General features: G+C 68.6%; 25 protein-coding genes and 1 riboswitch. Of the genes, 15 read left to right on the forward strand and 10 right to left on the reverse strand.

The features are described 5' to 3' along the window. Positions 1 to 164: 164 nt before the first annotated feature. A complete protein-coding gene (locus LDL49_RS52700; RefSeq protein WP_225302512.1) occupies positions 165 to 1,487 on the forward strand; it encodes a KamA family radical SAM protein in 1,323 nt (440 codons plus the stop codon). A 391-nt stretch (positions 1,488 to 1,878) separates the two neighbouring features. Beyond that, positions 1,879 to 3,051: a hypothetical protein gene (locus LDL49_RS52705; RefSeq protein ID WP_225302513.1), complete on the forward strand. Its 1,173-nt coding sequence runs from the start codon at positions 1,879 to 1,881 to the stop codon at positions 3,049 to 3,051. A gap of 441 nt (positions 3,052 to 3,492) precedes the next feature. On the opposite strand, the gene LDL49_RS52710 is transcribed toward LDL49_RS52705, so the two are convergent. The 3 genes from LDL49_RS52710 to LDL49_RS52720 form a co-directional block, all read right to left on the reverse strand. Continuing rightward, on the reverse strand, positions 3,493 to 3,648 hold the full coding sequence (locus LDL49_RS52710) for a hypothetical protein (protein WP_225302514.1): 156 nt from the start codon (positions 3,646 to 3,648) through the stop codon (positions 3,493 to 3,495). Positions 3,649 to 3,813: 165 nt separating this feature from the next. After that, positions 3,814 to 4,710, reverse strand: a complete 897-nt coding sequence (locus LDL49_RS52715) for an ABC transporter ATP-binding protein (protein ID WP_225302515.1) — start codon at positions 4,708 to 4,710, stop codon at positions 3,814 to 3,816. Further along, a complete protein-coding gene (locus LDL49_RS52720; protein WP_225302516.1) occupies positions 4,703 to 5,635 on the reverse strand; it encodes an ABC transporter permease in 933 nt (310 codons plus the stop codon). The genes LDL49_RS52715 and LDL49_RS52720 overlap by 8 nt, the downstream gene beginning before the upstream one ends. Positions 5,636 to 6,119: 484 nt before the next feature. On the opposite strand from LDL49_RS52720, the gene LDL49_RS52725 reads away from it, so the two are divergent. The 5 genes from LDL49_RS52725 to LDL49_RS52745 all read left to right on the forward strand — a co-directional run bounded on the left by LDL49_RS52725 (position 6,120) and on the right by LDL49_RS52745 (position 11,809). After that, on the forward strand, positions 6,120 to 7,757 hold the full coding sequence (locus LDL49_RS52725; RefSeq protein WP_225302517.1) for a peptide ABC transporter substrate-binding protein: 1,638 nt from the start codon (positions 6,120 to 6,122) through the stop codon (positions 7,755 to 7,757). Positions 7,758 to 7,882: 125 nt separating this feature from the next. After that, positions 7,883 to 8,827, forward strand: coding sequence for an ABC transporter permease (locus LDL49_RS52730; protein ID WP_225302518.1), 945 nt, complete (start codon positions 7,883 to 7,885; stop codon positions 8,825 to 8,827). Beyond that, a complete protein-coding gene (locus LDL49_RS52735; protein ID WP_225302519.1) occupies positions 8,820 to 9,758 on the forward strand; it encodes an ABC transporter permease in 939 nt (312 codons plus the stop codon). Before LDL49_RS52730 ends, LDL49_RS52735 begins: the two co-directional genes overlap by 8 nt. A gap of 13 nt (positions 9,759 to 9,771) precedes the next feature. After that, positions 9,772 to 10,809, forward strand: a complete 1,038-nt coding sequence (locus LDL49_RS52740) for an ABC transporter ATP-binding protein (protein WP_225302520.1) — start codon at positions 9,772 to 9,774, stop codon at positions 10,807 to 10,809. Further along, positions 10,793 to 11,809 carry an ABC transporter ATP-binding protein gene (locus tag LDL49_RS52745; RefSeq protein WP_225302521.1) on the forward strand — a complete coding sequence of 339 codons (1,017 nt, stop codon included), beginning with the start codon at positions 10,793 to 10,795 and terminating at the stop codon, positions 11,807 to 11,809. The genes LDL49_RS52740 and LDL49_RS52745 overlap by 17 nt, the downstream gene beginning before the upstream one ends. A 79-nt stretch (positions 11,810 to 11,888) precedes the next feature. Here LDL49_RS52745 and LDL49_RS52750 read toward each other — a convergent pair whose 3' ends face one another. The 5 genes from LDL49_RS52750 to LDL49_RS52775 form a co-directional block, all read right to left on the reverse strand. After that, a complete protein-coding gene (locus tag LDL49_RS52750; protein ID WP_225302522.1) occupies positions 11,889 to 13,073 on the reverse strand; it encodes a lipid-transfer protein in 1,185 nt (394 codons plus the stop codon). Continuing rightward, the gene (locus LDL49_RS52755; protein ID WP_225302523.1) at positions 13,070 to 13,474 is read right to left on the reverse strand and encodes a Zn-ribbon domain-containing OB-fold protein; all 405 of its coding nucleotides are present in this window, start codon (positions 13,472 to 13,474) and stop codon (positions 13,070 to 13,072) included. The genes LDL49_RS52750 and LDL49_RS52755 overlap by 4 nt, the downstream gene beginning before the upstream one ends. A gap of 26 nt (positions 13,475 to 13,500) precedes the next feature. Then, positions 13,501 to 14,997 carry a S8 family serine peptidase gene (locus tag LDL49_RS52760; RefSeq protein ID WP_308016303.1) on the reverse strand — a complete coding sequence of 499 codons (1,497 nt, stop codon included), beginning with the start codon at positions 14,995 to 14,997 and terminating at the stop codon, positions 13,501 to 13,503. Next, positions 14,994 to 15,878, reverse strand: a complete 885-nt coding sequence (locus LDL49_RS52770; RefSeq protein ID WP_225302524.1) for a hypothetical protein — start codon at positions 15,876 to 15,878, stop codon at positions 14,994 to 14,996. The genes LDL49_RS52760 and LDL49_RS52770 overlap by 4 nt, the downstream gene beginning before the upstream one ends. Positions 15,879 to 16,094: 216 nt before the next feature. Further along, entirely contained in the window at positions 16,095 to 16,901 is an 807-nt protein-coding gene (locus LDL49_RS52775; protein ID WP_225302525.1) for an SAM hydrolase/SAM-dependent halogenase family protein, read from the reverse strand. Positions 16,902 to 17,018: 117 nt separating this feature from the next. On the opposite strand from LDL49_RS52775, the gene LDL49_RS52780 reads away from it, so the two are divergent. The 3 genes from LDL49_RS52780 to LDL49_RS52790 all read left to right on the forward strand — a co-directional run bounded on the left by LDL49_RS52780 (position 17,019) and on the right by LDL49_RS52790 (position 18,898). After that, positions 17,019 to 17,321 (forward strand): DUF3263 domain-containing protein, encoded by a 303-nt coding sequence (locus LDL49_RS52780; protein ID WP_225302526.1) that lies wholly within the window; start codon positions 17,019 to 17,021, stop codon positions 17,319 to 17,321. 54 nt (positions 17,322 to 17,375) lie between these two features. Then, a complete protein-coding gene (gene otsB / locus LDL49_RS52785) occupies positions 17,376 to 18,218 on the forward strand; it encodes a trehalose-phosphatase (protein ID WP_225302527.1) in 843 nt (280 codons plus the stop codon). Between the two features lie 107 nt (positions 18,219 to 18,325). Further along, entirely contained in the window at positions 18,326 to 18,898 is a 573-nt protein-coding gene (locus LDL49_RS52790; protein ID WP_225302528.1) for a hypothetical protein, read from the forward strand. A 15-nt stretch (positions 18,899 to 18,913) separates the two neighbouring features. Here the strand turns inward: LDL49_RS52790 and LDL49_RS52795 are convergent, their stop codons facing one another. Both LDL49_RS52795 and LDL49_RS52800 read right to left on the reverse strand, forming a co-directional pair. Continuing rightward, positions 18,914 to 20,077, reverse strand: coding sequence for an MFS transporter (locus tag LDL49_RS52795; protein WP_225302529.1), 1,164 nt, complete (start codon positions 20,075 to 20,077; stop codon positions 18,914 to 18,916). A 1-nt stretch (position 20,078) separates the two neighbouring features. Next, positions 20,079 to 21,503, reverse strand: coding sequence for an alpha,alpha-trehalose-phosphate synthase (UDP-forming) (locus tag LDL49_RS52800; RefSeq protein WP_225302530.1), 1,425 nt, complete (start codon positions 21,501 to 21,503; stop codon positions 20,079 to 20,081). Positions 21,504 to 21,534: 31 nt separating this feature from the next. On the opposite strand from LDL49_RS52800, the gene LDL49_RS52805 reads away from it, so the two are divergent. The 5 genes from LDL49_RS52805 to LDL49_RS52825 form a co-directional block, all read left to right on the forward strand. Further along, positions 21,535 to 22,089, forward strand: coding sequence for an RNA polymerase sigma factor (locus LDL49_RS52805; RefSeq protein WP_225302531.1), 555 nt, complete (start codon positions 21,535 to 21,537; stop codon positions 22,087 to 22,089). A 79-nt stretch (positions 22,090 to 22,168) separates the two neighbouring features. Next, positions 22,169 to 22,309: riboswitch (SAM riboswitch) on the forward strand. A 13-nt stretch (positions 22,310 to 22,322) separates the two neighbouring features. Further along, complete coding sequence (gene thrC, locus LDL49_RS52810) at positions 22,323 to 23,555, forward strand: threonine synthase (RefSeq protein ID WP_225302532.1); 1,233 nt, start codon at positions 22,323 to 22,325, stop codon at positions 23,553 to 23,555. Between the two features lie 23 nt (positions 23,556 to 23,578). Beyond that, the gene (locus tag LDL49_RS52815; protein ID WP_225302533.1) at positions 23,579 to 23,854 is read left to right on the forward strand and encodes a MoaD/ThiS family protein; all 276 of its coding nucleotides are present in this window, start codon (positions 23,579 to 23,581) and stop codon (positions 23,852 to 23,854) included. 239 nt (positions 23,855 to 24,093) lie between these two features. Next, positions 24,094 to 24,294, forward strand: a complete 201-nt coding sequence (locus tag LDL49_RS52820) for a cold-shock protein (protein WP_068927743.1) — start codon at positions 24,094 to 24,096, stop codon at positions 24,292 to 24,294. Positions 24,295 to 24,603: 309 nt separating this feature from the next. Next, on the forward strand, positions 24,604 to 24,802 hold a 199-nt coding region (locus LDL49_RS52825; RefSeq protein ID WP_308016304.1), incomplete at its 3' end, for a TCP-1/cpn60 chaperonin family protein.

Raw genomic sequence — 24,802 nt, forward strand, 5'->3', positions numbered from 1 at the left:
CTATGCGCTGTCGCGATATGTCGCGAGTAGTCAAACCTCAGCGAAAACTTGGAGACCAATGGAACCAGGGACGCCGTGCATAGCGTCCGGGTATAAGAACCGTAGACGCATGACAGGCGCCAGAGGTTTACAGCGGATCGAACAAAAAAGATGGGAAAGGCTTAGTGATCTTGAACCAGGCGGGCACGCGCCGCTTCCGGGCGTACACGTCCAAGCACCTCGACGAGCTCCTGCGACGTGCGGGGCTCGACGATGAGCAGCGGCTGAGGGTGCGCGCCGTCGCCACCGTGCTGCCCTTCCGGACGAACGCCTACGTTGTGGACGAGCTCATCGATTGGTCGGCAGCGCCCGACGATCCCATATACCGTCTCGTCTTTCCCCAGGAGGACATGCTTCCGGCCACGGACGTCGCGAGGCTGGCCGACCTGCTGAAGGCCGAGGCGCCCAACGTCGAGATCCAAGCCGAGGCCAACCGGGTGCGCGCGCAGCTCAACCCGCACCCCGCCGGGCAGAAAGAGCTCAACGTCCCCCGGATCGGCGCGGAGCCGGTGCCGGGGTTGCAGCACAAGTACCCCGAGACCGTGCTCATCTTCCCCAAGCAGGGGCAGACCTGTCATGCCTACTGCACCTACTGCTTCCGGTGGGCGCAGTTCGTCGGCGACGCGGACCTGAAGTTCGCCTCCGACGACATCGACCAGATGGTCTCCTACATCCGCCAGAACCCCTCGGTCACCAGCGTGCTGATCACCGGCGGCGACGCCATGATCATGGGTGAGCCGGTGATCAGGCGATATATCGAGCCGCTGATCGGCCTGGAGCAGCTGGAGTCGATCCGAATCGGCACCAAGGCGCTGGCCTACTGGCCGCAGCGGTTCGTGTCCGACCCCGACGCCGACGCCACGCTCGAACTGTTCGAGCAGGTCGTGGCCGGGGGAAAGAATCTGGCGTTCATGGCCCACTTCACCCACCCGCGCGAACTGGAGTCGCCGCTGGTCGAGTCCGCGGTCAAGCGGATCCTCGGCAGCGGGGCGACGATCAGGACCCAGGCGCCGCTGATCCGCTCGATCAACGACGATCCCGCCATATGGTCGGACATGTGGCGGCGGCAGCACAGCATGGGGATGATCCCGTACTACATGTTCGTCGAGCGCGACACCGGCCCGCAGGACTACTTCGCGGTTCCGCTCGCCCGGGCGTACGAGATCTTCAGAGAGGCCTACTCCAAGGTCTCAGGGCTCTGCCGGACCGTCCGGGGGCCTTCCATGTCGGCCACCCCCGGGAAGGTGTGCGTCGACGGCGTGACGGAGATCGCCGGCCGGCGGGTGTTCGTGCTCCACCTGATCCAGGCCCGCGACCCCTCTCTGGTCGGTCGGCCGTTCTTCGCCGAATACGACCCGTCAGCGGTGTGGCTGACGGACCTGCGCCCGGCCTTCGCCGATCGCTTCCCGTTCGAGGTCTCCGTGGAGGACATGCTCGTGCCGGCCTGAGCGGTCAAGCGCGTGCCCCGCAAGCGGAAAGATTGAGCCCCCGGCCCGTGGCAATTGTTTTCCCGACCGTTGTCGACGGGCCGTCGGGGTGCCTCTTCTGAATGCGGGTGACGTCAACGGAATATCGGACATACACCCCGGCTATTTCCCGATTTGTCTCCCGACTCGATGCCCTTTCCATGATCGCCTCCTGGCCGCCGAAGCCCGTGTGACGTGGACTTTCCGCGGCCTGCGCCCGGTCCGTCGCGGTGATACAACTGCGTCAGTAGCTCAGCCGGGACGGCGCGCTTCGTGTGGTGCCCATAGCGTGTACGCCACGGCATTCGGGGGTTATCGAGACGCATCTCAGCTTTATTCGAGGGCGCTCGATCACGAGCCGGGAAGGCAAATCATGAAACGTATTATCAAGACGGCGGTCGCTGTCGCGGGATTGGCGCTGGCGGCGGCGTCGTTCGCGCCGGCCGCCCAAGCCGAGACCCGCTACTCAGCGGTCGGGAGCCTGCCGGGGGGCGGGGACCCGATTCAGCGTCTGGGCGGTGTGAACGGCCTGAACACCCTGAACGACCTGGACGATCTGGAGGGGCTGTCCGCCGGGGCCAAGCTCGGTGGGGTGCTCGGCACTGAGGTGTCCGCTCCGCGAGGCACCCCTGAGCGGGGTGCCGCCACTGAGGGGGTCGCTCCGCGAGCCATTCTCCAGCGGAGCGCCGCCACTGAGGGGGTCGCTCCGCGGGCCATTCCCCAGCGGAGCGCCGCCGCCGAGGGCGCCGCGGAGGTCTCGCCGTACCTCGGCGGCCGCCTGATGAGTCCACCGCCGAGCAAGCGCACGGGCCGGCACGCGGATGGCCCCAGAGGCGGCCCCATGAATGGCCCCGTCAACGGGCCCAAGGGCGGCCCCATGAACGGCCCCATGAACGGGCCCAAGGGCGGACCCATGAACGGGCCTGAGGGTGGCCCCATGGACGGGCGCATGAACGGGCCCATGGACGGGCGCGCGGATGGGCCCAAGGGCGGGCCCATGGATGGGCACGGAGGCTGGCGAGCGGACGGGCGCAAGGACGGCCGTAGGGACGGGCGTTGGGGCTGGGGCGCGGACACGCGTGCGGACGGGCGTAGGGGCTGGGGCGCGGACGCGCACGCGCACGCGAGCACCCGCACAGGCGGCCACGCGGACGCCCACGCGAGCGACCAGGCGGACGCCCACGCGAGCGACCAGGCGGATGGACATGCGGGTAGGCGCAGGGACCGGCTCGAGGGCAGGTTGGAGGACCGGCTGAAGCACCGGCTCGAGAACCGGTTCGAGGACCGGCTCAACGACCGGCGTACGGGCGAGCACGCGCGCATGGGCGACGTGCCCGGTGCCGCGCGCCTGGCCGAGCCGGTCGCGTCCACCGACGAGATCGCCCCGCTCGTCGAGGGCGCGTCCCGCGCGGTCTCGACCTACGGGACGAAGGCCGCCGGGAGCCTCAGCGACACGGTGACCCCGCTCGCGGGCACCGCTGAGGCGACGACGGACGCTGTCTCGGGCTTCTCCCGCACGGCTGATCGCGGTGTGATGGCGATCTGACCAAGGCTGATCGTGGCGTGATGGCGATCGGACCGAGGTGCCTTCGGATGCCGGCCGTTCGGGTCGTGGTGGACGTCCGCGAGTGTCATAGGTGCGTGCGCTCGGGAACGGGCCACGACGGCGATGAGACGGCCTGTCCGGCAGGAGGCATGATCGAGGGTCGGTGCGTCCCCTGAAACGGGGGACGCACCGCCACAGAACCGGCGTGGCCGGTCGGCGAGCCCCAACGGTGCCGGGGTGTTCGTTACGGCCGTCGCGCATAGGTCATGAGCCGCCCGCGAAGAGCGGGCGGTCTGCTGGCCGGCCCGGGCGGACGCGCCCTGGCATGGGGCGCTCGCGCACCGCGTCACACTGCAGGGCTGTGGCGCCGTGTGAGTCGCGCCCGCCGCCGGTCCCGGATCCCCGGGGCCGGCGGCATCTTCATGTCCGCTACAGGTGCCTCTACAGGAGGCGGACGCCGGTGCGGCGGGCTATCTGGGCCTGCAGTCTGGCCATCTGCCAGTGGAGGTCGATGAGTTGCTCGGTCAGTTGGGCCCGGGGAACGTCTGCCACGTCCTCGACGGCCAGATGGTCGATCGCGGCCGCTAGCTCTCCCATCGCGCGCTCCCACTCCATCGGCGTCCTCGTATCGAAACAACGTTCGAATGATATCGGAACACCGGCCACGGTGTCAGTTATTTGCCCCGCGAGTCGCGCGCATGACAGAGCCGCGGACGCCTGACAGCGGCGCCCGCGGCGATCAGCCTTGGTGAGCGGTGGGGATCAGCCCTTGTTGTAGGCGGCGAGGACTTCCTTGGGGTCGCCGTCCATCTTGATCTTGCCCTTGTGCAGCCAGATGACCCGGTTGCAGGTCTCCTCGATGACCCTGAGGTCGTGGGCCACGAGAAAGACCGTGCCGGCCGACTCGCGGATCTGCTTGATGCGTTCCTCGCTCTTCTTGCGGAACTCGCGGTCGCCGGTGGCCAGGGCCTCGTCGATCAGCAGCACGTCGTGCGTCTTGGCCGAGGAGATGGCGAAGCGCAGCCGGGCGCCCATGCCGGAGGAGTAGGTCGACATCGGCAGCTGGACGAACTCATCGATGCCGGAGAAGTCGACGATCTCCTGGTATTTCTCCCTGACCTCGCTCGGGGTCATGCCCATGGCGTAGCAGCCGAGCACGATGTTGCGCTCGCCCGTGAGCTCGCGCATGAGCGCCGCGTTGACGCCGAGCAGCGACGGCTGACCGTCGGTGTAGACGGCGCCCGCGTGCGGCGGCAGGAGGCCGGCGATGGCGCGCAGCAGCGTGGACTTGCCCGAGCCGTTGCGGCCGACGACGCCGATCGCGTCGCCGTGATAGGAGACGAAGGACACGCCCTTGACGGCGTGCACCTCTCTCATCTGCGGACGGCCCTGGCGCTTGACCAGCCGCGTGAGGGCGTTGACCGCGTTGCCCTTCTCGTTGTCGCTGGCCGCGCCGTAGACCCGGTAGACGATGTGGAGATCGTCGACGATGACCGTGGGCGTGCCCGTGGGGACGTCCAGGGGCCGCTTGCCGGCGGGGGCCGGGTTGGGGTGCACCCTGACGTCCTTGTTGGGGGCGTCCGCCTTGGGGACGACCTCGCCGGGGACGGCGGGCTCCTGGCCCTTCACCTGTGACAGCTCCTTGGTCAGTTCAGCCACGCCCGTACCTCTCCTCAGCTCGCCAGAAGTACCAAAAGCCGAAGCCGAGTGCGAACACTGCCCAGAATACGCAAGACACGAACACCATCATCGGGGGGTTGTGCCCATTCTCCGGATGGTAGGTCTTGATGAGGATGTCGCGCATCCACTCGATGTAGGAGGCCGCGGGGTTGAGGTACATCACGTTGGCCACCCACTGAGGTAGGTGTGCGGCGCCGACGACCTTGTCCTGGATCGAGAAGAAGACACCCGAGGCGTAGAGCCAGGTGCGGGTGATGAACGGCAGCAGTTGGTTGAGGTCGCGCATGGAGGAGCCGAGCCGGGCGATCACCAGGCCGGCGCCGATGTTGAATAGCGTCTGCAACAGCAGCACGACCGGGATCATCAACCAGAACCACGTGGGCCACTCGCCGGTGACCACCACGAGCACCAGGAGCACGCCCATGGAGATGGCGAGTTGCTGGAGCTCTTGGATCGTGTAAGCCAGCGGCAGAGAGGCCCTGGGGAAGTGGAGCGCCCGGATCAGCGACAGGTTGCCCGAGATCGACTTGGCCCCGGCGGTCACCGTCCGCTGCGTGTAGGTGAAGACGAACATCCCGGTCAGCAGGAAGGCGGGGTAGTTGTCGATGTTCTTGCTGCCGCCGAGGATCAGGCCGAACATCAGGAAGTAGATCGCGGCGTTCAGCAGCGGCGTCAGGACCTGCCACAGCTGGCCCAGAGCCGAGTTGGAGTACTTCGAGACGTTGCGCGAAGTCGCGTACGTCAGGATGAAGTGTCGCCGCTCCCACAGCTGGCGCACGTAGACAGGAAACCTCGGCCGTGCGATGGCACGGCGAAGCCCGTATCTCTCGGCGAGCTTGGCCAGCGGCTCCCCGCTTCGGCCGCCCGCCTGGGCGTCCGCTACAGCGGATTCCGGCTGGCTCATGGCAAGGACTCTATTGGATCCGGCTCGTTGAGGTGTCTGCCGCGACGGTTCGCGACAGACTGTTGGACGGTGTCCCGCGTTGACCGGTTCCAAGGCTGGTACCAGGGCATGCCAAGACTCGCTCAACCGTAGCTCAGCGACACGCGGGATGGCGGCTAGGGCGCGACTAGTGGCGCCAAGGGGGTATTTTTCATCAGCTGTTCACGTCCCGTAGTGTCCGCTTTAGAGGTTCTTCGGTGGGTTTGGTGCTCTATGCGAGAAATGACTGTGACGTTGGATAAGCGCACGTGTGACCGAACTGCAACGCACCAGAGACTCCCTGGTGGCAAGTAGTAAGGGATAGTCGCGATCGACTGGCAGGGCGTCGGCTGGTTTGACCAGGTCAGCCAAACCCGGGGGACGACAAGGCACCCCCGTCAGGCTGCTCACGATCATCGCAGCTCAGCGCTTACGCCCACCTGTTTGAGGGAGGAATCTTTTTACCATGCGTGTTACTAAGGGCGCACAGATCGTCGCCGGTACCGCGCTGCTAGCCCTCGCGGTTGCCGCGTGTGGCGGCGGCGGATCCACGACCGGCAACCCCGCGTCGAGCGGAGGCGGCGACACGCCGGTCCGCATGGAACTGGGCGAGCCGCAGAACCTGCTGGTCCCGTCGAACACCACGGAGTCCGAGGGCGCTGAAGTCCTCGCCGCGGTCTTCGAGCCGCTCGTCAACTACGACGAGAACAAGCAGGTCGTCCTGGCGGCGGCCGAGTCGATCGAGAGCACCGACAACAAGGTGTGGACGATCAAGCTCAAGCCTTACACGTGGCAGGACGGCCAGCCGGTCGTCGCGCAGAACTACGTCGACGCGTGGAACTACGCGGCCAACCAGGACAACGCCCAGGGCGCCGGTTACTTCTTCGGCCGCGTCGAGGGTTACGCCGACCTCAACCCTGGCGAGGGCAAGCAGGTCACCACCAAGGAGATGAAGGGCCTCAAGGCGGTCGACGACTCGACGCTGCAGGTCACGCTCACCGCGCCGTTCTCCCAGTTCAAGACCATGCTGGGCTACACCGCGTTCTACCCGCTGCCCAAGGCCGCCTTCGGCGCCGACGGCAAGGTGACGGCGGAGTACGGCGAGAAGCCGATCGGCCAGGGCCTGTTCAAGCTCGACAAGCCCTACAAGAAGGGCACCGACCAGTCCATCGACCTGTCGGTCTACGACAAGTACCCGGCCAAGAAGCCGAGTGGCTGGACCAAGCTTCAGTTCAAGCTCTACAACAGCTCTGAGACGGCCTACAACGACCTGCAGGCCGACAACGTCGACATCCACGACTCGCTGCCCGCCTCGGCGATCTCCAGCGCCAAGACGGCGCTCGGCGACCGCTACCAGGACCAGCCTGACGCCGGCGTCGGGTACATCGGCTTCCCGCTGAAGTACAACGACGAGTACAAGGACGTCAAGATGCGCGAGGCCATCTCGATGGCCATCGACAGGAAGACCATCGCCGAGACGGTCTTCTCCGGCACCCGTTCGCCGGCTGACGACTTCATCAACCCGGCCATCGACGGCTACCGCCAGGGCGCCTGCCAGGCCTGCCAGTACAACCCGACCAAGGCCAAGGAGCAGTACAAGGCCGCCAATGGTCCGGCGAAGCTGGAGCTCGGCTACAACGCCGACGGTGGGCACAAGGAGTGGATCGAGGCCGCGGCCAACAACCTCCGCGCCAACCTCGGCGTCGAGGTGACGGTCAAGCCGTTCGAGAAGTTCGCGAGCATCCTTGACGCCCTCGACAAGAAGGAATACAAGGGCATGTTCCGGATGGGCTGGGCGATCGACTACCCGTCCGCCGAGAACTACCTGACGCCGATCTTCTCGACCGGCGCCATCAAGACCGGTTCGAACTACGCGGGCTACTCCAACAAGGAGTTCGACGAGACGGTCGCCAAGGGCGACCAGGCGGCGACTCCCGAGGAGGGGCTGAAGTTCTACCAGCAGGCGGACGACATCCTCATCAAGGACCTTCCGTACATCCCTGTGTACTTCTACCGTAACAACTCGGGATACTCGACCAAGGTCAAGAACGTCAAGATCAACCTGCTCAACCAGGTTGAGTGGGCCGACGTCGAGAAGGCCTGACGCTGTTCGCGGGGGCGGGCGCCTAGCCGCCCGCCCCTCGGGAGCCCGCCACGAAGGCAGTCATTGGGGGCCGTGAGAACCCCAGGTCCCGGCGACTGCCTTCTTGGCATGTACGGGAGGCTTGAATGGGCCGTTATGTCATCCGGCGCCTGATCCAGGCGATACCAGTCCTGCTGGGCGCCACCCTCTTCATCTTCGTCATCGTCTTCGCGCTCCCTGGTGACCCCATCGCGGCGCTGGCCGGCGAGAAGAGGCAAGATCCCAACATCGTGCTGATCCTGCGTGATCAGTACCATCTCAATGATCCGGTGCTGGTGCAGTACGGGTACTACATCAGCAACATCTTCCTGCACGGAGACTTCGGCAGGACCTTCGCCGGAGTGCCCATCACCCAGTTGATGGCGGGCAAGTTCCAGGTCACGCTGAACCTGGCGCTCGTCGCCCTCATCATGGAAGCGATCATCGGTGTCCTGCTCGGCCTGTGGGCGGCGCTGCGCCGCGGCCAGGCCATCGACACCATGATCCTGGCCGCGACGCTGCTGCTCATCTCCGTTCCGCCGCTGGTGACCGGCTTCGTTCTGCAGCTGTGGCTGGGCGTCTGGCTGAAGCAGACCGTGGGCACGGAGATCTTCCCGATCGCGGGAATCAACGGGGGGCTGAGATCGTACTTGCTCCCCGGGTTCGTGCTGGCGGGTACGTCGATCGCGTATCTCACCCGGCTCACCAGAACAAGCCTGGTGGAGACCCTGAGATCCGACTACATCCGAACAGCGATCGCGAAAGGGCTGTCCAGGCGAAGAGTCATCGGCCGGCACGGGTTGCGTAACGCGCTGATCCCCCTGGTCACCTACCTGGGCGCCGACCTCGGCACGCTCATGGGCGGTGCGGTGATCACCGAGACGATCTTCAACATCCCGGGTATCGGCCTGCAGATCTACCAAGGCGTATATCTACGAGAGCAACCTATCGTCGTAGGTATCGTGACAATCCTGGTGCTGGTCTACATCGTGGCGAACCTGGTCGTGGACCTGCTGTACGCCGTGCTCGATCCGAGGATTCGCTATGAGTAACGACCCACAGGTCGGACCTGTGCAGACCGTCACCGCGCCAACCCCTCCGGGCAAGCTCAAGAAGGAGGCGAAGCCGGCGAGTCTCTGGGGCGATGCCTTCTATGACCTGCGACGTCGGCCGATGTTCATCGTCTCGTGCGTCCTCATCGCGATCCTGCTGGTCATGTCGTTCTGGCCGTCGTTGTTCACCTCGATCAACCCCTTCGACGCCAAGACCTGCGAGCTGGCCACGGCCAGGCAGGGGCCGAGCGCGGGCCACATCTTCGGCCGCGACAGCCTGGGCTGTGACGTCTACGCCAGGACGATCTTCGGCGCGCGCAACTCGATCGTGATCGGCGTGAGCACCACCATCATCACGGCGATCGTCGGGGGTCTGCTCGGTCTCCTCGCGGGCGCCCGCGGCGGAGCCGTCGACACGGTCACGTCCCGGGTCACGGAGGTCTTCTTCGCGATTCCGTGGATCCTTGGCGCGCTGCTCATCTCGGCCACCTTCAGGGACGCGAACCTGGGCATCTGGATCGTGGTCATCGCGCTGGCCGTGCTGGCCTGGCCGATGACGTTCCGCATCATGCGGGCCGCCGTCATCACCGCCAGGAGCCAGGACTTCGTGGTCGCCGCCCGGGCCCTGGGCGCGAGTCAGAGCCGGGTCATGTTCGGGCACCTGCTGCCGAACGCGGTCGCCCCGGTGATCGTCATCGCGACGATCAACCTCGGCGGGTTCATCTCGGCCGAGGCGGCACTGTCGTTCCTGGGAGTCGGGGTCCAGTCCCCGGACATCTCCTGGGGTCTGATGATCGCCGACGCTCGCAACCGGTTCCTGGAGGCGCCGTTGCCGCTCGTCTTCCCCGCCGTGTTCCTGAGCATCACGGTGCTCGCGTTCATCATGCTGGGCGACGCCGTACGCGACGCTCTCGACCCGAAGCTCAGGTAGGAAGGGGGTTCAAGTGAGAAAGGCATCAACGGACGTGTTGCCCGCCGAGGGAGGGCTGGGCGACGAGCCGCTGCTCGCCGTGGAGAATCTGCACGTGGAGTTCGCCACCCGCGCGGGCGTCGTGCGTGCGGTCAACGGGGTGAGCTACTCGCTCGGCCCCGGTGAGACTCTCGCCGTGCTGGGAGAGTCGGGTTCGGGCAAGTCCGTGACCGCTCAGGCGATCATGGGCATCCTGGACATGCCGCCGGCCCGCATCCCCAAGGGTGAGATCCGCTTTCGCGGCACCGACCTGCTGAAGCTCTCGGACGAGGCGCGCACCCAGGTGCGCGGCCAGCGGATCGCGATGGTCTTCCAGGACGCGCTGTCCTCGCTCAACCCGGTGTTCACCGTGGGCTGGCAGATCAGCGAGATGTTCCGGGTGCACCGTGGCATGTCCAAGCGCGACGCCTACAACAAGGCGGTCGAGCTGATGGACAAGGTGCGCATCCCGGCCGCCAGGCAGCGTGTCAACGACTATCCGCACCAGTTCTCCGGGGGTATGCGCCAGCGCATCATGATCGCCATGTCGATCGCGCTGGACCCCGAGGTGCTGATCGCGGACGAGCCGACCACCGCGCTCGACGTGACGGTCCAGGCCCAGATCATGGAGCTGCTCGCCGAACTCCAGCGCGAGAGCAACATGGGCATGATCCTGATCACGCACGACCTCGGTGTCGTGGCCGACGTCGCCGACAAGATCGCGGTCATGTACGGCGGGCGGATCGTCGAGAACGCCAGCGTGCACGACATCTACAAGACCCCGGCCCACCCCTACACCAAGGGGCTGCTGGAGTCGATCCCCCGGGTCGACCTCAAGGGCCAGGAGCTGTACGCGATCAAGGGCCTGCCGCCCAACCTGCTCGACATGCCGACCGGCTGCGCCTTTCATCCGCGGTGCCCGTATCGCCAGGACAACTGCGTGACGGACAACCCCCCGCTCTACGAGATCAGCGGCACGCGCAGCAGCGCCTGTCACTACTGGAGGGAGGTCCTCGATGGCGACCAAGGGTGAGCGGATTCTCGAGGTCCGGGACCTGGTCAAGCACTTTCCGCTGACCCAGGGCATCCTGTTCAAGAAGCAGATCGGCGCGATCAAGGCCGTCGACGGCGTCTCGTTCGACCTCAACAGGGGCGAGACACTGGGCATCGTGGGCGAGTCGGGCTGCGGCAAGTCCACGCTGGCCAAGGTGCTCATGGCGCTGGAGCGGCCGACCTCCGGCTCGGTGACGATCAACGGCCGGGACATCGCCAAAGCCAAGGGCCCTGAGCTCAAGCGGATGCGGCGCAACATCCAGATGGTGATGCAGGATCCGTACACCTCCCTGAATCCCCGGATGACCGTCGGCGACATCATCGGCGAGCCGTTCGACATCCACACGGAGGTCGCCCCCAAGGGTGACCGCCGCCGCAAGGTGCAGGAGCTGCTGGAGGTCGTGGGGCTCAACCCCGACCACATCAACCGCTACCCGCACCAGTTCTCGGGCGGGCAGCGTCAGCGCATCGGCATCGCCCGCGGCCTGGCGCTCCAGCCGGAGATCATCGTCTGCGACGAGCCGGTCTCCGCGCTCGACGTGTCGATCCAGGCCCAGGTCATCAACCTGCTGGAGCGGCTGCAGAACGAGTTCGACCTGGCGTACATCTTCATCGCCCACGACCTGTCGGTGGTGCGCCACATCTCCGACCGGGTCGCGGTGATGTACCTGGGCAAGGTGGTCGAGCTCGGTAAGGACACCGAGATCTACGACAAGCCCGCCCATCCGTACACGCAGGCGCTGCTGTCGGCCGTGCCGGTCCCCGACCCCGAGGGCCGCGAGCAGCGCGAGCGGATCATCCTGCAGGGCGACCCGCCGTCGCCCGCCAACCCGCCGTCGGGCTGCCGCTTCCGCACCCGCTGCTGGAAGGCGCAGGAGATCTGCGCTGAGGAGGAGCCGCTGCTGCAGATCCGGCAGGGGACGGCGCACGAGAGCGCTTGCCACTTCGCCGAGACGCACGACGTGGTCCACGTCGGCTGATCACCTGCTGATCAGCGACGCCAAGGTCCTCTGCGGGAGCTTTCCGCGGAGGGCCTTGGCGGTTGTACGGCGGGCCGGGTCAGCGGGTGGCTATCACGGCCGAGCCGTGGCCGAACAGGCCCTGGTTGGCGGCCAGGCCGACCCTGGCGCCCTCGACCTGGCGCTCGCCCGCCCGGCCACGCAGCTGCCGGGTCAGCTCGCAGACCTGGGCGATGGCCTGGGCGGGGATGGCCTCGCCGAACGAGGCCAGGCCGCCCGACGGGTTCACCGGTACGCGCCCGCCGAGCGCGGTGTCGCCCGCCCGCAGCAGCTTGCCGGCCTCGCCGGGCGGGCAGAGTCCCACGTCCTCGATCCAGTCCAGTTCGAGGGCCGTGGACAGGTCGTACACCTCGGCGAACGAGACGTCGCCGGGCCCGACGCCGGCCTCCTCGTAGGCGGCGTGCGCGATGGCGGCCCTGAAGGGGCGTTCCGGAGGGGGTACGGCGGCGGAGGAGTCGGTCGCGAAGTTCGGCAGCTCCAGGACGGTGTTGGGGAACGTGGGGGTCACCGTCGAGACGGCGGCGATGCGCACGGGGTCGGCCACGCCCAGCCGGCGGGCGTACTCCGGCGAGGCCAGCACCAGCGCGGCGCCGCCGTCGGAGGTCGCGCAGATGTCCATGAGGCGCAGGGGGTCGGCCACCATGGGCGAGGCCAGGACCTCCTCGGCCGTGACGACCTTGCGGTAGCGGGCCATCGGGTTCAGCGAACCGGCCAGCGAGTTCTTGACCTTGACGGCGGCGAAGTCCTCGGTGGTCTCGCCGTACAGGGCCAGCCGCCTACGCGCATAGAGCCCGAAATATGCGGGATTAGTGGCACCGAGCAGCCGGAACCGCAGCCAGTCGGGGTCGTCCGGGCGGTCGCCGCCGACCGGCTTGAAGAAGCCCTTGGGCGTGGCGTCCGCGCCCACCACCAGCGCCACGTCGCACAGCCCCGCCATGATCCGCATGCGCGCGATGTCGATCGCCTGCGCCCCCGACGCGCACGCCGCGTAGCAGGAGGCGATGCGGGCGCCGGACCAGCCGAGGGCCTGGGCGTAGGTGGATCCGGCGACGAACCCCGGATAGCCGTTCCTGATCGTGTCGGCGCCCACCAGGAACTGGACGTCCGTCCAGGCGATCCCGGCGTCCCGTAGCGCCTCCCGGGCCGCCGCCACGCCGTACTCCGCGAACGGCCTGCCCTGCTTGCCCCACGGGTGCATGCCCGTGCCGAGAACCACGACGCTCACGACGCGCGCCCCCACATCCACACCAGGGGGCCGTCGGCAAGCGGGCCGTGGGTGAGCTCGACCTCCATGCCGACCTCCAGCTCGTCCACCGTCAGGTCCTTGACCTGCCCCAGCACCACGATGCCCGCGCCGGCCAGCTCCACCGCCGCCAGCGTCACGGGCGTGTACGGCTCGGCGGCCACGAACGGCTCGGGCGGCGGGTAGGCGGCGCTCGTGTACGACCAGATCCGGCCGCGTCTCGGCAGCCTGGTCTCCTCCATGGACTCCCCGTCGCAGCGTGGATTGCGGCAGAACCCACGCTGCGGCGGGAAGCAGACCGTGCCGCACGCCGCGCACCGGGTGCCGATCAGGTGGGTGCCGGCGTCCTCGATGACGAACCAGCCGTCGATCGCAAGGCTCATAGGGAGGAGTATCACACAAGCGCTTGCTAGGTTACATCCCTCCCGCGCCACCGGTGCCGGACGAGCACCCGCGCCGACATGGCCGCCGTCAGCAGCACCATGCCGAGCACCACCGGCAGCCGCGACGACGGTGGCTGGGACGCCGGCGGCCGGGAGACGGGGCCGTCGCCGAAGTAGCCGCCGGCCCCCACGCCGGCCCCGGCGGACGCGGCGGCGGGCCTTGCCAGGCGGTCGGCCGCGCGCAGGGCGAGCAGCGCGTTGGCCACCCCGTGCCCGTACGAGCGGTTGTAGCCGTCGGCGGGCCGCCGCCTGGTGCCCTGCTCGATGGCCGTCCGCACGTGGTACGGCGAAAGGTCGGGGTGCATCGCCTTGATCAGCGCGGCGATGCCCGCCACCATGGCCGCGGCCGAGCTCGTCCCGTCGCCCACCACGTACGAGTCGGCGCCGTCGGCGGTCACGATGCCGGTCCCCGGCGCGACCACCGAGAGGTAGTCCTGGCGGTTGGAGAAGGGCGCCACTTCCAGCCGCCTGTCGACCGCGCCCACAGCGATCACGCCGGGATAGGCGGCGGGGAAGTTCTTCTTGTTGGTCGTGTCGCCGTCGTTGCCGGACGAGGCCACCAGCACGGCGCCGCGGCTGATGGCGTACTGGACGGCCTCCTCCTCGGCGGCCGAGCCTTCCCAGGAGCCGCTGCCGCCGCCGAGCGACATGCTGATGACGTCGGCACCGTGGTCGACCGCGTAGCGGATGCCTCTGGCCAGGGCGTCGCGGCCGCCGGCGTGCTGCTTCTGGCGGAGCGGGTCGCCGTTCTCCAGCGTGACCCGGACGGACAGCACGCGGGCGGCGGGCGCGACCCCGATGACCCCGCTGTCCGCGTGACCTCCGCCCGCTGTCGCGCTCCCTGCCGGGCCGACTGCTGTGGGGTCGGTCGCTGTCCCGCTTGCCGCTGGGTCGCCCACTGCTGGAGAGCCTGCTCCGGGGCCGCCTACCGGAGGGGTTCCGGCTGCGGTCCTGCGTGTTGCGGGGATGCCTGCTGTCCCGCCGTCTGCTGTCCTGCGGTCTGCCGGCCCGTCTGCGGCCATCCCGCGATCTGCGGCCGTCCTGCGGTGTGCGGTCGGGCTGTCTGGTGTCCCGCCGTTCGCTGTCAGGCTGTTCGGCGTCGGGGCGCTGTGGTCGTGGCCGTGGCCGGCGATGAGGCTGGCCATGGCGGTGCCGTGGTGGCCCCACATGGCGGACTCTCCGGCGTCGCCGGTCAGGTCGGGGCCGGCGACCACCGCGCCGGCCAGGTCGGGGTGGTGGGCGTTCACGCCGGTGTCCAGCACGGCGACCAGCACGCCGGCGCCCTGGCTCAGCTTCCACGCCTCAGGCAGGCGCAGGGTGGCGAGCTGCCACTGGCCGGCCCGCGCCGCCGAGCCCACGTCATCGGAGGCGCTCGGTCCCGCCCCGGCCACCAGGACTCCCGCCGCCAGCGGCCCGGCCACCAGCAGGCCCACCGCCAGCGATCCGGCGATCGGTCTGATCATCTGGTCAGACTCCCGTACAGGGCCGTGGCCAGCCGGCGGGCGGTGTCGCCGAGGCGTCTGGCGACGAGCTCACCCGGCTGGTACGGCCGTCCGTCCGCGTACCCGGCGGCCGTCGCCACGACGTAGGCATTGTTCGACGAGATCAGCGCGCCGGTGACGTACTGGGACTCGCCGAACCGCTCGGCCGGCCCACCGGGAAAGGCCACTGGCCGCACGGTCGGCAGCCGCCCCGCGATGGCCCCGGACCGGTCACCCAGCCCATCACCCCGTCCGGTAGCCGACTCCACATCCGCCAAGCGCCCAGGGCCGGTCTCCGGCCCGATTCCCGGTAGGCGTCCGATCACCGCGTCCGGCAGATGGTCATGGCCGGTCGCTCGGGACGCGCCGGACGGACGGCCCGTGCCGGTCTCTGGCGTGCCGTCGGGCAGACGGCCCGTGCCAGTGCCTGGAGTGCTGTCGGGCAGACGGCCTGTGCCGGTCCCTGACAGTCCGCCGGGCGGGCGGCCGGTGGCGGTCGCTTGCGGCCCGTTCGGCAGACAGCCGGTGCCGGTTTCTGGCGACCTGGTCGGAGGGCCGCCCGCGAGTGTCAGCGGGAGGTCGTCCGTCAGGCGGTCCAGGGGCCGGAGGGCGTCAGGGCCGGTCAGTACGGCGATGCCGACCGTCGCCACGAACGTCTGCGTGCTGTCCGCGTACGTGGCGCGTAAGGCCGTGACGCACCCGCGCAGCAGCCGCGCGACCCCGGGCTGGAAGGCCACCCGGCACGGCGACTCCGGGGCGACGCCGGCCAGGACATAGGTCACGCGGGCCCCTGAGGGGCTGGTGCCGGGCACGGAGCTCGGGAACACCCTGGCCACCGGCCACGCGTGCCAGCGCTCCGGCACGGGTGGCTCCGACGACGGCAGGGCCGCGGACAGTAAAGAGAGCAGCACAACAGACAAAGGGAACACGTGCACCTCGCGGGCAGGGGAGGGGTCGCCCGATGCCCGTGCATTCTGACACGCGATCGACGGTCCATTCTGACGCTTCGGTAAACAGACCGATACGCGGTGTAATTTCCTTTTGGCGGCTTTCGTCGCAAGGGGAGGGCGCGGGCCCGGTCAGGGCGACGGCGAGAGCCGCACATGGGCGCCCGGTGGCAGGCCGAGGCGCTGGGCCGCGTCTCCCGAGTTCACGGCTATGGCGATCAGCCCGGCCGAGTCGGCGAAGGCCACCAGCTCCCCCGGCGGCACGGCCGCGAACGTCTCCCGATACGGCAGCGCCAGCTGCCGACGCCCCATCCAGACCCCGAGCGTGTCACCGATCCGTACGCCCAGTGCCGCCAGGTCGCCCGCCGCGATCGACAGCTGGGTGTTGCCATAGCGGTCGACCGAAACCACCTCACCCTCGACGCACCCCTCGCGGAGCTTCGAGGTCGGCTCCGGCAGCGAGACCAGCCGCGAGAGCGGAACCTCGGGTCCCAGCTCGGCCGGTTTGAGCCCGCCGCACAGCCGCCCGGCGACCGGCGAGAACACGTCCCGCCCGTGGAAGGTCGGCGAGACCGGATGCAGGAAGTAGTCGGCGTTGCTGATCTCGTAGGCCGCCTCCGCCCCGCCGCTGGCGTGCATGGCCCATGACAGGAGCCCGTTGTCGGGGCCGATGAACACCCGCCCGCCCGCCTCCACGGCGACTGCCCGCCTGGCTCCGCCCGCGCCGGGGTCGACCGCCCCGATGTGTACGCCCTTCGGGAGGTAGGGGATGGTCTGGGAGAGTATGGCGGCGCCGCGCCGTACATCGCCCGACGGGACCAGGTGGCACACGTCGATCACCCTGGCCTCGGGAGCGATCCCGGCTATCACTCCATGACAGGCGGCCACATAGCCATCTTCGAGCCCGTAGTCGGTGAGAAGTGTGATGACTGAGGTCACATTTGGTGACTGTACGTCTCTCAATCCGCCGTGAACACCCGCACTCCGCACATTACGATTGGCACGGGCCCGCGTGCCCAGGATGTGATCGTCGCGCGCCCTTCCGAGGAGGACACCATGGACACTGCACCGGTCAGCGGTGACAGTGACGCCCAGGAACCGTCCAGCCAACCCCTCTCCGAACGCGATCTCGAACTCCTCGCCTTCGAGCGCCACTGGTGGCGTTACGCGGGTGCGAAGGAGCAGGCCATCAAGGAGACCTTCGGGTTCTCCGCCACCCGCTACTACCAGCTCCTCGGCGAGCTGATCAACCGGCCGGAGGCGCTCCAGCAGGATCCGATGCTGGTCAAGCGGTTGCGCCGGCTGCGTTCCACGCGCCAGCGCGAGCGCGCCGCCAGACGGTTTGGCATGCGCCCCTGACCTGCTGGGTACGGCAGGCGCGTGAAGAACATCAGACAAACGGGATCACCCGGCATGGAAGCGATCCTGAAGGATCCGGCGGGAGCCGTGATCGGGCTCGACTTCGACGGCACCCTCGCGCCGATCGTGGCCGATCCCGCCGCCGCCAGGATCCATCCGGAAGCGCCGCGCGTACTCGCCGAGCTGGGCAGGCACGTCAAAGCGGTGGCGATCGTGACCGGCCGGCCGGTGGCCACGGCTCTGCGACTCGGGACCGGCCTGACCGACGCGCCCGGCTCGGCCGACGCTCCTGGCTCGACTGACGCGCCCGGCTCGACTGACGCGCCGGGCCTGGCCGACGTGCCCGGCCTGGTGGTGCTGGGGCATTACGGGTTCGAGCGCTGGGAGGACGGCCGGGTCTCGGCGCCGCCGCCCCCGCCCGGCGTGCTGGAGGCCGAGGCCGAGCTGCAACTGCTGCTTGTCTCCCTCGGCGTGAAAGGCGTGGCGATCGAGGACAAGGGCCGGGCGGTCGCCGTGCACACCCGGCGCAGCGCCGACCCCGAGGGCACGCTGGAGGCCCTGCGCGAGCCGCTGGCCGCGCTGGCGAAGAAGCACGGGCTGGTCGTCGAGCCCGGCCGCCTGGTGCTCGAACTGCGGCCGCCGGGCATGGACAAGGGGCACGCGCTCGGCCTGTTCCTGGCGGAGCGGGCGGCCAGGTCGGTCATGTTCGTCGGCGACGACCTGGGCGATCTGGCGGCCTTCGACGCGGTCAGGAACTCAGGGTTGCCGGGGGTGAACGTGTGCAGCGGCTCGGCCGAGGTGACCGCGCTGGCCGAGCGGGCCGACATCGTGGTGGACGGTCCCGACGGCGTGGTGGCCCTGCTGCGGGAGCTCGCGTCGGCTTTCAAGGGGCACTGACACGTCGGCTTTCAAGAGGCACCGAACCGCGCTGACCCGCCTACAAGTAAGCAACCCGTCTACGAGTAGGCAACCCGCCTGCAAGCGCGCGCCGATACGGTCGCGGGATGTCGAAGAGATACCTCGCCGTGGCGGGCCTGTCCGTGGCCGCCGCCCTCCTCGTCCCGGCCGCCCCTGCCTTAGCGAGCACCGCGAGCCATCCGCTCAAGCTGCGTCATGGGCTGACGCTGTCCCTTCCGAGCTCATGGAAGGTGTACGGCAAGGGCGACTGGATCCATGTCGTCACCGGCAAGTGCGCCAAGCCGAAGGGGGAGTACTTCACGCCGGAGTGCCGCGGGTTCTGGGTGCTCGGGCCCGCGGCCATCAAGGTGGGTCACGAGCTCAATCCGTACACGCCCGACCGGCCCTTCTACTCGGCGACCGACGTGGAGCCCTGCCCGCTCAACCGCAAGTGGGGCCAGACGCTCAACGGCGCGGCGGCCAAGGGGCTGCGCCAGGTCGGGCCCGGCCACAAGGCGTACTACCGCGCGTGGAAGGGCACCTGCGTCACCGGGACGGGCAAGAAGCGGGCAAGCTTCGTCCAGCGGGAGTGGTATCTGCCCAAGAGCGGCCTGCTCGTCGTCGACTCATGGAACACCCCCGGCCTGCCCGGCGTACTCAAGCACGCGACCTGGCGATGAGCATCCCTGGCGGGCTCAGGCGCGCGGCCTGGCGATGAGCACCCCGCCGGCGGCCAGGCCGATGAGGACGGGGACCAGCAGGAACGCGTTCCAGGTGCCGAAGCCGTCGGCGAGCGCGCCGAGCGCGAGCGGGCCGATGGCCATCGCGGATCCGGCCCAGATCGGAGCCGCCGCGCCGGCCCGGTCGGGCCGGTCGCCCGCGTGCGTGATCAGCGCGGCCAGCGCGAGCGGGAAGTGCAGGGAGGCGCCGAGCCCGCTGAGCGCGAGACCCGCGTAGGACAGGGCGGGCCAGGTGCTCGACCAGAAGAGCAGCCAGCCCATCGCGGTGATCGCCAGCGCGCCCAGGAAGAGCCGCGCGGGCGCCAGCCGTAAGGCCAGGTACGCGCCGGCGAACCGGCCGGCCGCCAGCCCGGCCAGGAACGCGGTCAGCCCGGTGGCCGCGGCGGCCGCGCTCAGGCCGGTGCGCGAGGCGAACAGCTCGGCGGCCCACAAGTTGAACGAGAACTCCAGCGCCACGCAGCAGCACAGCACGCCGCCCGCCAGGTGGAAGCGCCACCCGGGCGGCGCCGGCCGCTCGCCGGTGGGCGAGGCCGCCACGGTCGTGGCCGGGGGCCAGACCCGCCCCATCGTCAGGACCAGCAGCGCGGTGAGCGCGGGGGTGAGGAGCAGCGCGGCCCGCCAGCCGAGCGCGGTCTGCGCGATCGCGCTGAGCAGGAAGGTCGCCGCCACGCCCACCACGACGCCGACGGCGTTCGCCTCGCTCAGCGCGGCCGAGCCGGCGGCCCCGTGGTGCTCGCTGAGGGCGGCCATGGCGCTGTAGAGGGCGATCGAGCCGAAACCGCCGGCCACGCCATAGCCGAGCAGCGTCAAGGGCAGCGCGGAGAACAGGACCACCAGGAGCACGCCCGCGTTCATCCCGGCCAGGCCGATCCAGGTAGTGACCCGCCTGCTGTAGCGCCTGGTGAGGAGCGGGAGGGAGAGGCCGGCCAGGATCGTGCCCACGGCCATCGCGGTGCCGTGCAGGCCGGCGACCGTGCCGGAGGTGCGCTGCTGGAGACGGAGGAGCGGCAGGGCCGCGCTCAGGCCGTAGATGAACGTGGCGAACGTACCGAGGATCAGGTAGATCAGCCAGGTCGGCCGGTCCCTGGTCAGCCGGGTGCTCTCTGAGATCGCCGACATGCTAGGCCAGCGCGTCCAGCTGGGCGGCGAACCACTTCTGCGGCGGGAGCGCGGTGGCCGCCGCCTCCAGCCGCTCGCGGCGGCTCATGCGCTCCTCCTCGGGCATGACCAGCGCGTCGTGCAGCGCGACGGCCGTGCCGCTCACGTCGTAGGGGTTGACCATGAGCGCGTGCGGGCCCAGCTCGGCCGCCGCGCCCGCCTCGCGCGACAGCACCAGGGCGGCCCGCGACGACAGGATCGGGCCCTCCTTGGCCACCAGGTTCATGCCGTCGCGGATCGGGTTGACCAGCAGCACGTCGGCCAGCCGGTAGGCGGCCAGTGAGCGCGGGTAGTCGTCGTTGACGTTGAGTATCAGCGGGTCCCAGTCCTCGGTGCCGAACTCGTCCTCGATCTCCTGCGCGCAGCGCTGCACCGAGGCGGTGTATTCGCGGTATTCGGGCAGGTCGTGCCGGCTGGGGTAGGCGAACGCCAGGTGCACCACCCGGCCGTGCCACTCCGGATGCGCCGCCAGGAACTCCCGGTAGGCCACCAGCCCGCGGACGATGTTCTTGGACAGCTCGGTGCGGTCGATGCGGACGATCAGCCGGCGGTCGCCGACCTGCTCCCTGATCGCGGCGATGTTGGACTCGACGTCGGGCTCGTGGGCCCGGGCCCACAGCGCCTCGCCGTCGACGCCGAGGCCGTGCACGCCGATGCGGGTGGTCCTGCCCTCGTGGGTGACCGTACGGCCGGCCCGGTCGACCTCCGCGCCGAGCAGGGCGCGGCAGCAGTCCATGAACGCCCCCGCCCAGCGTTCGGTGAGGAAGCCGGCATGGTCGGCGCCCAGGATGCCTTCGAGCACCTCGCGCGCGACGTCGTCGGGCAGCAGCGAGAAGTATTCGGGGGGCGCCCACGGCGTGTGGCTGAAGTGCGCGATGCGCAGGTCGGGCCGCTCGGCGCGGAGCATCGCCGGGGTCAGGGTGAGGTGGTAGTCCTGGACCATTACGCGGGCCTCGTGCCCGGCCTCCTCGGCCAGCGCCAGCGCGAACGCGCCGTTGTAGTCGCGGTAGGACTCCCACTCGCGCTCGAACCTGGTGCCGAACAGCGGCGCGTTGGGAATGTCGTAGAGCAGGTGGTTGACGAACCACAGTGTGGAGTTGGCCACGGCGTTGTAGGCGCGGTGGAAGGTGGCCGGCGGGATGTCGAGCATCCGCAGCGCGCCGGTGTCGTAGCCGGCGTGGTCGAGCCGGCCGCCGGGCGCCTGGCGTACGGCACCGCGGTCACCGTCGGACAAAGCAGCGCAGACCCACAGCACGCCGTCGTCCTTCAGGACTCCGGAGAGCCCGGACACCAGACCGCCACCGCCGCGCTTCATGGTCAGCACACCGTCGTCGGAGACGGTGAACGAGACGGGTCCTCTGTTAGAGGCGACCAGGACGCTGTTCATTAAAGCTCCCTCCGACCATAGGATCCCAGCTATGGCGCTTGATGACCTAACCGAGGAACTGGCCCGCTCCGCCGCTGCCGGAGATCATCGCGCACTGGGTGAGCTCCTGAAGCGGATCGAACCCGACGTGCTGCGCCATTGCGCCCGCATCCTGCCCTATCACCAGGATGCGGAAGAGGCTTCCCAGGACACCCTGCTGGCCGTGGCGCGCAACATCGGGCGCTTCGAGGGGCGGGCCAGGTTCAGCACCTGGCTGCACATCGTGACGGCCAACTGCGCCCGTACGACCTACCGCACGCTGAAGCGCCGCTCGGCCGAGCAGACCTCCGACGAGCTGCCCATGCAGAAGCCCGACGCGCGGCGGGTCAGCGTGATCGCCGGGTCGCGGCTCGACCTGCTCGACGCGATGGAGTCGCTGGAGGCCAGCAAGCCCGACCTGGCCCAGGCCCTCGTGCTGCGCGACATCGTGCAGCTCGACTACAACGAGGTCGCCGAGCAGCTCGGCATCCCGCTCGGCACCGCGAAGTCGCGCATCCACCAAGCGCGCAAGTACGTTCAGGGCGTGCTGGGCGAGGACTACCGCTGAGACGCCACGTCTCGCTTCGTGAGACGGTTGGTGGCTTGACGCGCCTGGCCAGGTAGAGTCAGGCCAAACAACTGAATATTGCTCATCCAGAGGGGTGGAGGGACCGGCCCTGCGAAGCCCCGGCAACCCTCCCGGATTCAGACTCGCGACAGGGCGAGGCCGACCGGGACAGGTGCCAATTCCGGTCTGCGGTCAAGGTGGCCGCAGGCGAAGATGAGGGAAGGCCTCGCTTCATGTCGCACGACTTCGGACCCGCTGTCGCTCTCTCCTGCCGCGAGTGCGGCACCCGTTACGAACTCGGTCCCAGCTTCGCCTGCCTGGAGTGTTTCGGGCCGCTCGAAGCGGCCTACTCCTTCGGTGACGTCACCCGGAAGGACATCGAGTCCGGCCCCGCCAACATCTGGCGCTACCGCTCGCTGCTCCCCGTGCCCGTCGACGTCGCCACCAAGCCGAACATGAACCCTGGCTGGACCAAGCTCGTCAAGGCCGGCAACCTCGGCCGCGCGCTGGGCATCAAGTCCCTGTACGTCAAGGACGACTCGGGCAATCCCACCCACTCCTTCAAGGACCGGGTGGTGGCCATCGCCGTCGAGGCGGCGCGTAACTTCGGCTTCCACACCCTTTCCTGCTCCTCCACCGGCAACCTCGCGGGCGCGGTCACGGCCGCCGCCGCCAGGGCCGGGCTCGACGCCTGCGTGTTCATCCCCGCCGGGCTGGAGCAGGCCAAGATCGCCATGGCCCGGGTGTTCGGCGGCAAGCTGGTCGCGATCGACGGCTCCTACGACGAGGTCAACCGGTTCTGCTCCGAGCTCATCGGCGACCCGCTGGGCGACAAGTGGGGCTTCGTCAACGTCAACCTGCGGCCCTACTACGCCGAGGGCTCCAAGACGCTCGCCTACGAGATCGCCGAGCAGCTCGGCTGGCGGCTGCCCGAGCAGATCATCATCCCGGTGGCCTCCGGCTCCCAGCTCACCAAGATCGACAAGGGCTTCAAGGAGCTGGTCGCGCTCGGCCTGGTCGAGGACCGGCCCTACAAGATCTTCGCCGCGCAGGCCAAGGGCTGCTCTCCCGTGTCGACCGCGTACAAGGCCGGCCATGACGTGGTCCAGCCGGTCAAGCCGGACACCATCGCCAAGTCGCTGGCCATCGGCAACCCCGCGGACGGCCCGTACGTGCTCGATATCGCCCGCCGCACCGGCGGGGCGGTGGAGGACGTCACGGACCCCGAGATCGTCGCCGCCATCAAGCTGCTGGCCTCTACGGAGGGCATCTTCGCCGAGACGGCCGGCGGCGTCACCGTGGGAGTGCTGAAGAAGCTCGTCGAGACCGGGCAGCTCGACCCGGAGGCGGAGACCGTGGTGCTCAACACCGGCGACGGCCTCAAGACGCTCGACGCCGTCGCCGACGACGCCCAGCCCACGGCAGTGATCCGGCCCTCGCTCGACGCGTTCCGCGCGGCTGTCTGACAACCAGGAAAGGCAAGTTAATCATGAGCGTTTCTGTGCGGATTCCCACCATTCTGCGCACCTACACCGGTGGTAACGCGGAAGTGAGTGGGGAGGGCGCGACTCTCCGTGACGTGCTGGCGAAGCTCGACTCCGACTACCCCGGGATCGGCGCGAGAATTCTGGATGAATCGGGCAAGATTCGTCGTTTTGTCAACGTTTATGTTGGCGAAGAGGATGTCCGTTTTGTCGACGGACTTGACACGGCCGCCCCCGAAGGCGTGCAGATCTCCATCATCCCGGCGGTCGCCGGAGGGTAGTCACTCGCTCACTTCAGAAGGCGCTCCCATCTGGGGCGCCTTCTGTTTTTTCCGACAATTCAAGGTTGAACGACTCACTCGCCGATGAAATGCGTAATTTGTTGATTGACTCTGTTGCCAAACGCTGTGCCACAGGTATGGTCGAGGGCGATCGTCTGGTGATTTCTCCATATGTCAGGCGATTGTGGGTCTCGCGTAGGAATGGGCGGGATCTAAGAGCCCAGTAAGAGGAGTCGGAAGTGGCGCAGGGCACCGTCAAGTGGTTCAACGCGGACAAGGGCTACGGCTTCATCGCGGTAGACGGTGGCAAGGATGTATTTGTCCATTACTCAGCGATCATGATGGATGGCTATCGCTCGCTCGAACAAGGCCAGCGCGTCGAGTTCGAGATCACGCAGGGGCAGAAGGGCCCCCAAGCGGAGTCTGTGCGAGCGGTCTGAACTCACGAAGCTGGTATGTACCGGCAGGTCGCACGGCAGCGCAGTCCGGGCGAAACCGCCACTCATCCTTCGTCGACTCGGCTACGGCGGGTCCGGACGGGCCCGCCGTACTGACTGACCTGGGCATGCGGGTGTCTCAGCTTGCACTCGGCAGGGTAGAGTGCTAAACAGTTCGTTGGCACTCTCTGTTCGAGAGTGCCAACACTGGATCGGGACGATGGGGTCTGCCGAACGGAGATGCAGACCCATGCCGTCGCGGGCGTCGGCTCGGTCCATTGAAGCCACCCTGCATCTGGGAGGTCTAGCCTTATGGCAGCCAAGATGATCGCGTTTGACGAGGACGCCCGGCGCGGTCTCGAGCGCGGCATGAACCAGCTAGCTGACGCGGTCAAGGTGACCTTGGGTCCCAAGGGCCGCAACGTCGTGCTGGAGAAGAAGTGGGGCGCTCCCACGATCACCAACGATGGTGTGTCCATCGCCAAGGAGATCGAGCTCGAGGACCCGTGGG

The sequence above is a fragment of the Nonomuraea aurantiaca genome, assembly GCF_020215705.1.
Classification (GTDB): domain Bacteria; phylum Actinomycetota; class Actinomycetes; order Streptosporangiales; family Streptosporangiaceae; genus Nonomuraea; species Nonomuraea aurantiaca.

Coding starts and splice junctions, on each gene's coding strand:
- LDL49_RS52795 (WP_225302529.1), bottom strand. CDS start 20,077: ATGTCGGCGATCTCAGAGAGCACCCGGCTGACCAGGGACCGGCCGACC.
- LDL49_RS52735 (WP_225302519.1), top strand. CDS start 8,820: ATGAGTAACGACCCACAGGTCGGACCTGTGCAGACCGTCACCGCGCCA.
- otsB (WP_225302527.1), top strand. CDS start 17,376: ATGGAAGCGATCCTGAAGGATCCGGCGGGAGCCGTGATCGGGCTCGAC.
- LDL49_RS52705 (WP_225302513.1), top strand. CDS start 1,879: ATGAAACGTATTATCAAGACGGCGGTCGCTGTCGCGGGATTGGCGCTG.
- LDL49_RS52710 (WP_225302514.1), bottom strand. CDS start 3,648: ATGGGAGAGCTAGCGGCCGCGATCGACCATCTGGCCGTCGAGGACGTG.
- thrC (WP_225302532.1), top strand. CDS start 22,323: ATGTCGCACGACTTCGGACCCGCTGTCGCTCTCTCCTGCCGCGAGTGC.
- LDL49_RS52780 (WP_225302526.1), top strand. CDS start 17,019: ATGGACACTGCACCGGTCAGCGGTGACAGTGACGCCCAGGAACCGTCC.
- LDL49_RS52800 (WP_225302530.1), bottom strand. CDS start 21,503: ATGAACAGCGTCCTGGTCGCCTCTAACAGAGGACCCGTCTCGTTCACC.
- LDL49_RS52720 (WP_225302516.1), bottom strand. CDS start 5,635: ATGAGCCAGCCGGAATCCGCTGTAGCGGACGCCCAGGCGGGCGGCCGA.
- LDL49_RS52730 (WP_225302518.1), top strand. CDS start 7,883: ATGGGCCGTTATGTCATCCGGCGCCTGATCCAGGCGATACCAGTCCTG.
- LDL49_RS52815 (WP_225302533.1), top strand. CDS start 23,579: ATGAGCGTTTCTGTGCGGATTCCCACCATTCTGCGCACCTACACCGGT.
- LDL49_RS52725 (WP_225302517.1), top strand. CDS start 6,120: ATGCGTGTTACTAAGGGCGCACAGATCGTCGCCGGTACCGCGCTGCTA.
- LDL49_RS52755 (WP_225302523.1), bottom strand. CDS start 13,474: ATGAGCCTTGCGATCGACGGCTGGTTCGTCATCGAGGACGCCGGCACC.
- LDL49_RS52760 (WP_308016303.1), bottom strand. CDS start 14,997: ATGATCAGACCGATCGCCGGATCGCTGGCGGTGGGCCTGCTGGTGGCC.
- LDL49_RS52790 (WP_225302528.1), top strand. CDS start 18,326: ATGTCGAAGAGATACCTCGCCGTGGCGGGCCTGTCCGTGGCCGCCGCC.
- LDL49_RS52805 (WP_225302531.1), top strand. CDS start 21,535: ATGGCGCTTGATGACCTAACCGAGGAACTGGCCCGCTCCGCCGCTGCC.
- LDL49_RS52745 (WP_225302521.1), top strand. CDS start 10,793: ATGGCGACCAAGGGTGAGCGGATTCTCGAGGTCCGGGACCTGGTCAAG.